This window comes from Acinetobacter sp. RIT698 (genome assembly GCF_009668065.1).
Lineage (GTDB): Bacteria > Pseudomonadota > Gammaproteobacteria > Pseudomonadales > Moraxellaceae > Acinetobacter > Acinetobacter guillouiae.
In genome coordinates, this window is record NZ_WJYH01000079.1 from 1 (window position 1) to 12,060 (window position 12,060).

The following is a 12,060-nucleotide window of genomic DNA, read 5'->3' on the forward strand; positions in this document are numbered from 1 at the left end:
GTAGAGCAGTAACTTACTTGGTTGAGTTTTTAAATATCATGAATATTGTTTACAGAAAGTTGTAATGGGAAAGAAGCTGTTTTTTGTTTGGCTATTGATGTTTCAATTTACATTTCAGAATGTCTGGTATGTGGTTGAATCTTTATGCCTTAATGAAATTTCGACTCAATCCCATATAAAACAAAATATTGATGATAAAGAATCACTTATTGCCATAAGTGATGTTGAAAGAAATATTGAAAAAATAAGATATAACAATGAAATAAATCAGTTTTGTCAAAATATTTGTTTAAATGATAAATGTAATTTCATATCGAACTTTGCTGATTTAAAAATTGAACGCTATTTTGAAAATACATTCAACCCATTTTTTAATCTTCTCATTTTTCAGAGATACAGATGGTTGAATTTATATCAATCCCCTGAATTAAATAATTTATCTCCTCCTCCTAAATTCAAGCAGCTATACGGTGGCTAGCTAAAACAGCTCCCACCATTTTATATTTTTCGTATATGCTGAGGAGTATTTAAATGTTTAGTCAAAAAAAATCTATATGTTATTTTGTGGAATCATCGTATTTAAATTTTACGTTTAAAATAAGTACTTTGTATTATTTAAAATTGATTAAGGGTCATGCGAAATTTTATTTGAGAAAATATGGTTTATTTTGTTGTGGGAGAAAATAATATGAGTATTATATTTTCTTCCAGAATAAGGACCATGGGTTCAAGAGTTATTGGTTTTGTATTGGCATTTATCATTGCTTTTAGTTTTGGTCTATGGCACGACACTTTTCCATTGATTGAGCATCTTTTATGGTTGCTCGGTTGGTTTTTAGTAGGAATTGGTGCGATGGGACGGATATGGTGCAGTATCTATATTTTAGGTCATAAAAACGCAAAGTTAGTTATGGATGGTCCATATTCCATATGCCGAAATCCACTCTATTTCTTTAGTTTTTTAGCTGCACTGGGGATTATGTTTTTAACCGAAACCTTATTCTTTCCTGTGGCTTTTAGCTTGTTGTTTTTAGTTTATTATTACTTTGTCATACGTCAAGAAGAGCGTTTTTTGAGGAAAAAATTTGATCAATTGTATTTGAATTATACTCAAACTACACCACGCTTTTGGCCGAGTTTTAAAAACTATTCTGAACCGCAATATTGCCAAGTGTCATCCAAACATTTTAGGTTGTTCTTAACTCAGGTGATCTGGTTTTTCTGGGTTGCTGCATTTGTACAACTGTTTGAAGAGCTTCGATTGTTAGGGGTTTTTCCTATTTATTTTAATATGTTTTAGTCCGCTTTTATTTTATTAACCTGAATTGAGAGAAATTTATACCTAGAGTATTCAGTAAATTTTTATTGGGTACTCTAGGGTGGATATATTGGATTGATGATTTTTAACCTGAATAAGCATGAATCTATATAAAATCCCCTCATCCTAGCCTTCTCCCAACGAGAGAAGGGACTTTAAATACCCATATGATTTACTCCAGATGATCATTTTTTGCTTTATGAAAAAGATCGAATGTATTTTTTTTTCAATTTAAAGAATTTTTTTCGCCATTTTTCCCTATTTTATTTTTCTTTTAAAATGAAGAATTCAATACAGAGCCGATATTTTTAAGCAATTTAGCAAGGGTTTTGCTTCATCTATCTAAGTAAGGGATGACGAATTAAAAGATCGTAGCTGTTAGGTTCTCCTCATTTTTAATTGCTTTAAACACCAACAGGAAATGCTGTTGATCCATGTCAAAAAGCACTTTTTAAATAGATCAGAAAAAAACCGCTTGAAAATTAATCTAAGTGGATTATTATATTTAATCTAAGTGGATTAAAAACCAGTCCATTGAAGTGATCAATTAAAATTAAAATGAAGTCACCATCGTTCTAGGATTAAAGAACATGAGACATAGGGACGTAAGTTATGGAAAAGATGAATAAATTAAAAGTAGGGATACTGCTGACAACGGTTATGGGTTCAATCACTTTAAGTGCTTGTAATGACAATGATGATTCAGAACGTGTAACTCAACCGCCTAAAGCAGAACTGACGGATTGTATGTGGCAAAATGCTGTTTCGAGTAAGGATGGAACAGGTGGTGCTAATCCAATGAATTATGCGCTTCCAGACTCCAATGTAAATTACTGGTCGAGTGAATTTACAGTGCCAGAAGGCGCAAAAGTTTTTATCGATGGTGATTATCCTTACGCTCGTCACACCTCTCTGGTTAGCTATACAGCCAAAGGAGAGCGCGTTAATTCTCTGGTGGATGTCAATATTAAGCCCAATCAAGGTGTGACCAATCCCTTTATTGTGGGTAATAACCGCTTAAATAAAGAAAGAGGATTTAAAGCTGAGTTGGTGTTAGGCGATCTACCTGCATCACCTAAAGAAAATACCTTATATGCGCCTAAAACAGACAGCAATGAAGTGGCGTTAATCTATCGTGTTTATGTGCCGAATAAAGGCTTTAATGAGAAAGGCGGAGTCAATTTTCCGCGCTATAAAGTACAGTTAGCCAATGGTGAAATCAAAACAGGTGCTGAGGTCTGTACAGTCCTTAAAGTCAAAGAAAAAGCTTTGGATAATGTACAAACACCTTTGAGCGTGATTTTAAGTTTATACAATAAACAACCTTATGTTGGTTTTCCTGCACAATTGAAACCAACATGGTATACCGCTTATAACGGACCTGCGAATATTAGTTGTATTTATAAACATAACCTAGATCAGTGTGAAGGGTTTAAAACTGAACGTAAGCTAAATCAATGGGCTACACCAGATAATGAATATACCTTTTCGGTAATTAGCCGCAAGCTTGGTAAGGTGGTTGTGGTGAAAGGTAAACTACCACAAATCGCAGCAACTTCTGGTAATGAAACCACTTTAGCAAAAGGCGATATTCGTTATTGGTCGATTTGTACCAATGAACTGATTTCGACAGCAACCAACTTCTGTATTTATGACGAGCAAATGAAGCATAAAGACAAAAATGGTTTTTATACCCTTGTTGTATCATTACCCGAAGATCGACCAAAGAATGCCACAGAAGAATGTGGGATTTCTTATTTGCCTTTAAGCCCGCGTGGTGATGGTTATACTGGTCCAGATGCTGTGGAGAAAGGGCATAATGATGTCGGTTTCTTGATTATGAGAAATTTATTACCGTATTCAAACTTTAATCAAGCCATTCAAAATACCAAAGTTTGGGGAGATGAAAAGACGGTGATGGGTGATTATTTACCAGAGCTTAACTACACCTCTAAAGAGGAATTTGAAGCCAAAGGTTGTTCGTAATCCTTCCGTTAAAAATAAGCCAGTCTATTGAGTGACTGGTTTATTTTTTATCATTTTTGATATAAAAGAGACCTCTCTTTTTATTTTCTCTATGGAATGTGATGAGTAATCAAACCAAAGAAAAGCTTATCGAGGCAGCGATTGTTCTGTTTTCTCAGAACAATATCGAAACTTTGTCTGTACAGAAAATTAATGAAACTGCAAAAGTGGCAAACAAATCAGCTTTATATTACCACTTCAAATCTAAATGGGGATTGGTTGAAGCTGCGCTAGATCATGTTATGACACCTTATGTTACCGACAGTCTTGCGCTATTAAATGCAATTCAACCTGAACAGGTACAAGTGTCCGAGGTGGTAGATGCCTTGATGAACCCGATGGTGAAGATTCTTTTACAGGAAAATGGCATACATTATTTAAAATTCTTTTCTAAAACGATTAGTGCAGGAGATGAAGGGCGTATCATTGTTGTAAAAACGCTAGTACCTGTTTCAGATAAAGCGGTCTACTTATTACAACTGGCTTTGCCCGATTCAGAGCCTGATGCGATTGCATTAAAAGTACTCTTTACCTTCAATACCATTCTCAATGTGGTCAGTGATATTGGTCTTGAACACTTTTGGCCGACCAATGTGAAAGACCACAAACTGCTGGGTAAATATCTAAAAGACTATATTGAAGGTGGAATCCGTTTTAAGGTAAATCAACATTACGATTAAGCCAAAATTATAGTCAATTAAAAGCGACGATGAATTAACTTGTGGAGGGTAAAGGATTTTATAGCGAGATAAAGTCGTCGTATGAGATGCCGAATGAAAAGAACAGTACGGATTAGAAAATCAAAAATTATGGATATTTTGAAAAAAGGAATGACAATGAAAATTAAATTTTTAACAGTCTCATTGATGTTTATTTTGCCATTTTCTGTTTTGGCAGCAAATGGGCAAGTCGAAGAAGCGGTCATTGAATCAAATAATGCTTATAAAAGTAAATATAATTTAGACGATATGACAGAGTTTAATCATGCGCAAAAAGGTTTTATTGCCAAACCAACGGGTCAAATTAAAAGTGAGAAAGGCAATGTGATCTGGGATTTTGATGCATTTAATTTTTTAAATGATCCAGCCCCAAATACTGTTAATCCTGCGCTATGGCGACAAGCAAAGCTAAACAATAATGTTGGTCTATTTAAAGTGACAGATCGAGTTTGGCAAATTCGTGGTTTTGATTTGGCAAATATGACCATTATTCAGGGTGATACTGGCTGGATTATTGTGGATACATTAACCTCCAAAGAAACGGCAGAAGCAGCACTTAAATTTGCTAGGCAGCATTTAGGTGAGCAAAAAATTTCAGCCATTATTTTTACCCATAGCCATATCGATCACTTTGGTGGAGCGTTGGGGGTTCTTTCTACAGAAGAAATTAACGCAAGAAAAACTCCAATTATTGCACCACAAGGCTTTATGGAAGAAGCGACCAGTGAAAATGTGATGGCAGGTTCAGCCATGATACGTCGTGCGACTTATATGTATGGAACTTTTTTACCTAAGAACGCCGAAGGATTGGTGGATACTGGTTTAGGTAAGGCTGTTGCTGTTGGGAAAATGGGAATCCTTGAGCCTACACAACTGATCACCCAAGCAGAACAGAAAATGAGCATTGATGGTTTGGATTTTGTGTTTTATAACGTGCCGGGTTCAGAAGCACCTGCTGAATTAACATTCTTTATTCCATCACTGAAACTTTATAATGGCGCAGAAATTCTTTCGCATACCATGCATAATCTTTATACCCTTCGAGGTGCTAAAGTACGTGATGCCTTAAAATGGGTGGGCTATTTAGACCAAGCAATGCAGCATGCTAAAGCATCAGATGTATTGATCGCACAGCATCATTGGCCGGTCTGGGGCAATGACAATATTCAAGATTTTATTAAAACCCAGCGAGATGTTTATAAGTTTACGCATGATCAGACGGTAAGATATATGAACTCTGGTTTTAATGGTGCTGAAATTGCTGAGAAAATTCAGCTTCCAGCGGCACTTGATCAAAAGCTATATGCGCATGGCTATTATGGAACCCTTAAGCATAATGTAAAAGCGGTATACCAATATTATATGGGATGGTTCGATGCCCATCCTTCCAATTTAGATCCATTACCGCCTAAATCTGTTGCAAAAAAATATATTGAGTTGGCAGGTGGTGAGAACAATGCATTGAAAAATGCGCAGGATGCTTATGCTCAAGCTGACTATAGATGGGCTGCCGAGATTTTAAAACATATTGTGTTGAATAACCCTCAGAACCAGCAAGCAAAAGACTTATTGGCAAATACTTATCGTCAATTGGGCTATGCTGCTGAGGCTTCAACTTGGCGTAATTTCTTTTTGGTGGGCGCTCAAGAGCTACAAAATAATGTACCCCTACAAAACACTTCTGATCCGAGTGATTTATTGATTCACACGCCAACTGAAAGATTTCTTGAAGCCATGGCGACAAATTTAGATGTGGAAAATTTAAAAAATGAAAACCAGTGTATCAATCTGGTTTTGTCGGATACCCAAGAGAATTTTTCATTATGGGTTGAAAACTCAGTCATGCAGTTTAAGCGTCATGATGACAGTAAAGATTTGGCATCGGATTGCCCAACATTAACCGTAACCAAGCCCTTATATCTAAAAATGATTACAGGTCAAATAGAAGGGGTAAAAGTCCTGCTGTCTAAAGACAGTAAAGTCAAAGGCAATCCATTGAAAATTGGAAAATTCTTTGCCATGTTTAAACGTCCAGATTCGATTTTCCCAATTGTGACTCGACCAAATGGTTAGAGGGAAATGACGAAGCTTAAAAGTTTTTCATTTGAAAAATTAAGAGTTGGTTGCGAAAGGAAAGTAATTACTTTTAGAGGCAATTAAAGATTACCCACGATGTAAATTGTGGGTAATCTTATTTTCTTACGCTCTCAGTTTCATAAACCCTTTTTCAGTCAATCTATGATCATGGGTTAGATAGCCTTGCTCAATGCAACATTGAATTGCCTCATTGATTTTATCTTGTACACCAATGGATAAGTTAAATCGACGATGAGAGTACATGATATATCGCCAATCTAAAGTATCACCAACTATATCTTGAACTGTAAAAGCACCTAGAACAAATTGGACTGCTAAATGAAGATTTGTATTCATGGATTAATGCCAATAAAAAATTGAAATCCCATTTTAAAGTGGCCCTAAGAGCACGATTTCTTTTATTCCTAAAGTTTTAAAACACCTAATATCACTGATCCAATCAAAAGCATAATAGTTTATTCTTAGTTACTTAATATCCATCATAAGTATTTAAAGTATGTCTATCTTCGCTAGAAAATTTAAAAGAACAAGTCTCTTTATCAGCTAAAAAATTATTTGGTATGACTGAACTAGGATTATATCCACATTGATGTATTCGGGAACTCGTATTAGCTTGAATTGTGAATTAGATAAGGCTCATCTATAATTAAATTCTTGCGTGTAGAAAATAGAGAAGTATGTCATCACAATCTCAAGTCGCTTCTACTCAGGTGACAAAAAGGCAAACCAAGCCAGCAGAAGTCCGAATTGATGAGCTGATGAATGCTGCACAAACGCTTTTTTTAGCAAAAGGCGTTGAAGCCACCACGATTAGTGAAATTATTGCCAGTGTGGGCGTTGCTAAAGGGACCTTTTATCATTACTTTGAATCGAAACAGCATATTGTTGAAGCCTTAAAAAAACGTTATATCGATTTTTTTATCGCGGCCTTAGATACAGCTGTTGCAACATGTGATGCTGAAGATTGGGTCAGTCAATTTAAGGTTTGGGTCTCTGCCAATATACAAACCTACCTCGAAAGCTATGCTATACATGATATTGTTTTTGGTGCACATCACCATGAACGAAAAAATAATGAAAAAAATATGATATTGGAACAACTGCTGCAAATCTTAAATGGAGGGCAGCAGGCGGGTATTTGGCATTTAGAACAGCCAAGATTAACAGCTTTGTTGATTTATTCAGGTGTGCATGGGGTTGCAGATGAAGCAATTGCCAATCAACTACAAGATAGCACAGATTTTTCTCAGCAAATTGCAATGCAATATTTAAAAATGCTCCATCATGATGGCTGACTTTCAGCATTATCTTGAATCGTATAAATCGCTTCTCGTCTGATATTCTTTTATTATCAATTTTAATTAGAACCCGAAAATATACATTTTAAAGTTAACCATTTTGGTTGAGTTGTGATCAGTGATGATCTTTAAAAGCGCTTTCAAGACTCTCTATAAAAAATAAAAGGTTTGGGTTTTAAGTGGGTATTTATACATTGACCGACCGTCGGTCAGTGTATAATATAATGATTCTCATTTAAATGATCTAGGTGATGTATGAATGCATCTCGCCAGCCGATTTATCTTATTTTAGCGCTCTATATCAGTACCTTTCTGTGTTTGGTGGATTTAAGCAGTGTCAATCTTGCACTTGGAAGTATTCAAAACCAATTTGATAGTGATATGGCGGATCTACAGTGGGTGATAGATAGCTATGCTTTAAGTCTATCGAGTTTAATGTTAGCGGTGGGAGCATTAAGCCAGCGTATAGGGCGTAAAAAGTTATGGTTACTGGGTGTGATCATTTTTATCGTGGGTTCATTGATTTGTGCGATGGCAAGCAATTTTAGTTTGTTGATTATTGGACGAATGATTCAGGGGGTGGCTGGTGCAGTTTTAATCCCTTTGGCATTGGCGATTATGGTGCATCATTTTCATCAACCGCAAGACAAAGCGCGTGAAATCGGTCGCTGGAGTTCTTTTAGTGCGTTTTCATTAATTGTTGGTCCGCTGATGGGTGGATTATTGGTACATCATTTTGGTTGGCAAAGTATTTTCTGGCTCAATCTTCCTGTTGGGATTCTAACGATTTACTTGGGTTATTATGGTATTGAGGCGGATCAGAAATCGGTGCCTGTACCTTTTGATTATTTAGGTTTGCTCTACAGTGCTGTAGCGATTGTCACATTAACGTATAGCATTATCGCATTACAACATGTGCATTTAGCACATTGGTTTATGCTGAGTATTTTCTTGTTTATCTTGGCAAGTATGGCGTTTGTATGGCAACAAAAACATGCCACTCATCCATTGATCCCCAATCATTTATTTAAAAATAAACGTTTTTTAGCCTATAACGCGATTTCTTTTATTTTAGGATTTGCAGGATATAGTTCGTTATTTATATTTGCTTTGTTTTATCAAAATCAGATTGAGTTAACTGCAGCACAGGCAGGCTGGTTGATTGCACCACAGTTTTTAACACAGGCGTTTGTTTCAATTGCCTTTTCCAAATTACACCAGCGTTTTACCGTAGCGAGCTTATTAACACTGGGCTTGGCAATTGCAGGCACTGCATTGTTGGCTATGATGAGTTTTCAAACCGATTCATCTTTTGCGCTATTTATCTTTTGTAGTGGACTTATGGGAATTGGTATGGGATTGATCGTTCCGGGTTCAAGTACATTGATCATGGGCAGTGTACAAGTACAAGATGCAAACTTTGCCGCAGCCATTTTAAATACACTACGCCAATTGGGAATGACAATTGGGATTGCAGTATTAGGTACAGCAATGACCGTTGTAACCACCTTATCTCAACAGCAGGGCAACAGCTTACAATCTGCTGAATTGCTGGCTTTCCATGTCACGGTCATGTTGATGGGTGGACTCTTTCTACTGTCTATTTTGTTTATGTTATATAGCCAGAAACAAGCCTCAATTTAGATTTTCTCACTGTTACTTTGCAGGGAGCAACTGCATTGACACGAATAGAGCTAAATAAAACAAGAGCACTGATTGACTCAGTTCTCTTGTTTTATCAGTCCTTTTTAAGACTGTAAATCAATATAAAAGCCCCTCATCCTAGCCTTCTCCCAGCGGGAGAAGGGACTTTCAATAGCAAAATGATTTACGCCATATAATCATTTTTTGATTTATGAAAGATCTATTGTTTATGCAAAATGAATTAAAACTTTGCAACCTAGGCTGGGCAGTGTAAGTACCTTTTCTTCATTGAATCCAACAAGGCGTAGCTATCGTGGCGTATAGGAGTATCCCTTGTTCAACATTAGCAAAAACAGAGCACTTTTTTGTTTGTAGTGCAAAGATAAGACATTACAAGAGTAAGATATTAGGCTTCTTTCATCAGTCCTTTTTAAAACCTAAATCAACATAAAAGCCCCTCATCCTAGCCTTCTCCCAGTGGGAGAAGGGACTTTTCAATCCAATATGATTCACTCCATATAATCATTTTTTGCTTTATGAAAGGTCTATTGCTTACACAAATGAATTAAAAATTTTCACTGTAATAGGTGGCTTTGCAAGCTCCTACCATCAGATGAGTTAACTTTTATAGAATAAATTTACTTAAGTTGCTCTAAATTGATTAAGGCATTGCCAAAATATTTAAATGCATCAAGCGCTCCTTGAATAACTTCATCTTTCTGGCTAGGGCTGAGTTCGGCTTGATCTAAAGCTTGCACAAATCGTTTCCAAACCTTCGCTCGACCTTCAGGGTAAGCTGCCAAATTGCGTGCACCATTTTCAGCACTTAAGCCTAAGCGTTGCTGAGCTTGTTTAAATAAAAATGCCGCGCCTAAAGTTGATCCTTCTGAAACGTAAATCCAGCCTAAAGCAGCAGGGAAAGTCACATTTAAGCTTTCTAAAGTTTGGCCTTGAGGTTGAATAGCTAAATCTTGTAGATCTAACAGTGCTTGTGCAGAACGACCACGAATATCAAGGTCGGTAATATGTAAAGCCACTTGATCTTGTTGAAATAAATGTTCGATTTCCAATTGAAAATAATACTGTGACAAAGTGAATAAGGCATATTTTTCTAAACTAGAAAATACGTCTGCCTTTGCCATCAGTGTATGCATTCTTTCATGCTCATCTGCAGTCTGTAATTTGAGCTGCATAGCCAAACTGAGTTCTTGTTGCGTATTGGGTTCGGTGATCAGTGCTTGATTCATGTAATTCTCTTATTTAAAAAAGTCTATGAAAAAATGGGTTATATGAGAGATGACGAATGAACTGGATAAAAAGCGCAACAGAGCCTACAAAAAAAGTTCTTTAGGATAGCATTTACAAATCATAAAATGTAAACGATAATTATTATTGTTTAGAATTTTTAATTTAATTTTATGATCCCAATTCTCCCCACACCATCGCGACAGCAAATACTGCAAGAGATGTATTTGGATCACCATGATTGGCTGAAACAATGGCTGAACTCGCGTGTCAGATATCCTTTTACTGCCGCAGATCTGGTTCAAGATACTTTTGTCAAATTGCTGCAAAGCAAACAGCTTTTTTCTATTCAGGAACCGCGTGCATATCTGGTCAATGTCGCAAAACATGTGCTGATTGATAAGCATCGTCGTTATATTTTAGAGCAGAATTATTTAGAAACACTCAAACAGCATGCAGATGATCAAGATCTTTTAATCACTTCAAATCAAATTGAAGAGGCTGTACTTATTTTAGATTTTCTTACCATTGCTTTACAGGATACAACAGCACTAACTCGAAAAGCATTTATCATGTATTACTTTGAAGGCTATAGTCAGAGTGAAATTGCCACTGAGATTGGTAAATCATTACGCACGACACAGCTCTATTTAGCCGAATGTTTACAGTTATGTTATGAGGCGAAAAACAACTTGCTTGAGCTAGAGTTAGATGAACGCTAAGCAGCTACAGAAAGAAATGGCTTTATGGATTGTTCGTTTAAATACTGATGATTTGCATGAACGTCAACAAGCGCAAATTGAGTTTGAAGCGTGGCGAAGCAAGTATCCTGAACATCATGATCAACTCGATCAAATGCTTAATTTTTCTGAAACGATGCAGCAGTTTTCGACAACGCATGGCATATCCAGTCAAAACGTTCGCAATTCAATGAAAGTCAGTCAGCAAAGTAAAAAACATATTTTACAATTATTTAGCAAAGTCTTGCTGTTTTGTGTGAGTATCGGCGGTGTTGTCTATTTCACTGCTCATTCAACAATGATGTCTTACTACACGGCTGATTATAAAACTGAGATTGGGCAAATGCATTCGATCACCTTGGAAGATGGTTCCAAAGTGACTTTAGCTGCAAAATCTGCCATTAAACTTGATTTTACTGCTGAAAAAAGACAAATCAATTTAGTTCAAGGGGATATTTATATTGATGTTGCCAAAGACCCACAACGACCTCTGATCGTTCATACAGCTCAAGCAGATTTTAAAGCGCTCGGTACACGATTTATAGTTTATCAGTACGCGAATAGCAGTGTGTTGAATATGTTGCATTCAAAGGTTGAAACCCGTTCATTGGCTAAAAATTCTCAAGTAGAAGTAGTCAAGCAAGGCGAAAAAATTAGCGCTGACGCACTTGGTTTAAGCCCGATTTCTGAGTTGGATATTGCTTCTACTGAGTTTGCTTGGGATAAACATCAGATACTGGCAGATCAACTTCCTTTAGCTGATTTACTGACCAACTTAGGGCGTTATCATCATCAATATTTAATATTTAATCATTCGACCTTAAAAGATTATAAAGTCAGTGGTGTGATTAATGCGAAGCAGGATTTAGATCAAACGCTACGATTGCTGGTAACTCAATACCCAATTAAAATAACCAAGCTTGGCGATCATGTGATTTATATTACTTCAAAATAACAAAAATGTTATTTTGGTT

The 12,060-nt window shown here is 36.3% G+C and carries 11 protein-coding genes; 9 read left to right on the forward strand and 2 right to left on the reverse strand.

Annotated elements, in window-relative coordinates; all coding sequences use genetic code 11:
• Positions 1-64: 64 nt before the first annotated feature.
• From GJV03_RS20340 to GJV03_RS20360, 5 genes are all read left to right on the forward strand, one after another.
• Positions 65-478 (forward strand): hypothetical protein, encoded by a 414-nt coding sequence (locus GJV03_RS20340; protein ID WP_154130983.1) that lies wholly within the window; start codon positions 65-67, stop codon positions 476-478.
• Positions 479-688: 210 nt separating this feature from the next.
• Positions 689-1,300, forward strand: coding sequence for an isoprenylcysteine carboxylmethyltransferase family protein (locus GJV03_RS20345; protein ID WP_154130984.1), 612 nt, complete (start codon positions 689-691; stop codon positions 1,298-1,300).
• A 630-nt stretch (positions 1,301-1,930) separates the two neighbouring features.
• Entirely contained in the window at positions 1,931-3,304 is a 1,374-nt protein-coding gene (locus tag GJV03_RS20350) for a hypothetical protein (protein ID WP_154130985.1), read from the forward strand.
• 101 nt (positions 3,305-3,405) lie between these two features.
• Positions 3,406-4,023, forward strand: a complete 618-nt coding sequence (locus GJV03_RS20355) for a TetR/AcrR family transcriptional regulator (protein ID WP_151958083.1) — start codon at positions 3,406-3,408, stop codon at positions 4,021-4,023.
• A gap of 156 nt (positions 4,024-4,179) precedes the next feature.
• A complete protein-coding gene (locus GJV03_RS20360; protein WP_154130986.1) occupies positions 4,180-6,135 on the forward strand; it encodes an alkyl sulfatase dimerization domain-containing protein in 1,956 nt (651 codons plus the stop codon).
• Positions 6,136-6,261: 126 nt separating this feature from the next.
• Here GJV03_RS20360 and GJV03_RS20365 read toward each other — a convergent pair whose 3' ends face one another.
• Positions 6,262-6,495: a hypothetical protein gene (locus tag GJV03_RS20365; protein ID WP_154130987.1), complete on the reverse strand. Its 234-nt coding sequence runs from the start codon at positions 6,493-6,495 to the stop codon at positions 6,262-6,264.
• A gap of 341 nt (positions 6,496-6,836) precedes the next feature.
• Here GJV03_RS20365 and GJV03_RS20370 point away from each other — a divergent pair, with 341 nt between their 5' ends.
• Together GJV03_RS20370 and GJV03_RS20375 are read left to right on the forward strand one after the other, a co-directional pair.
• On the forward strand, positions 6,837-7,454 hold the full coding sequence (locus GJV03_RS20370) for a TetR/AcrR family transcriptional regulator (protein WP_154130988.1): 618 nt from the start codon (positions 6,837-6,839) through the stop codon (positions 7,452-7,454).
• Positions 7,455-7,712: 258 nt separating this feature from the next.
• Positions 7,713-9,101, forward strand: a complete 1,389-nt coding sequence (locus GJV03_RS20375; RefSeq protein ID WP_154130989.1) for an MFS transporter — start codon at positions 7,713-7,715, stop codon at positions 9,099-9,101.
• 638 nt (positions 9,102-9,739) lie between these two features.
• On the opposite strand, the gene GJV03_RS20380 is transcribed toward GJV03_RS20375, so the two are convergent.
• Positions 9,740-10,348, reverse strand: a complete 609-nt coding sequence (locus tag GJV03_RS20380; RefSeq protein WP_105714065.1) for a biliverdin-producing heme oxygenase — start codon at positions 10,346-10,348, stop codon at positions 9,740-9,742.
• 171 nt (positions 10,349-10,519) lie between these two features.
• On the opposite strand from GJV03_RS20380, the gene GJV03_RS20385 reads away from it, so the two are divergent.
• Together GJV03_RS20385 and GJV03_RS20390 are read left to right on the forward strand one after the other, a co-directional pair.
• Positions 10,520-11,068, forward strand: coding sequence for a sigma-70 family RNA polymerase sigma factor (locus tag GJV03_RS20385; protein WP_154130990.1), 549 nt, complete (start codon positions 10,520-10,522; stop codon positions 11,066-11,068).
• Complete coding sequence (locus GJV03_RS20390; protein WP_154130991.1) at positions 11,058-12,041, forward strand: FecR domain-containing protein; 984 nt, start codon at positions 11,058-11,060, stop codon at positions 12,039-12,041. The genes GJV03_RS20385 and GJV03_RS20390 overlap by 11 nt, the downstream gene beginning before the upstream one ends.
• Positions 12,042-12,060: the final 19 nt, after the last annotated feature.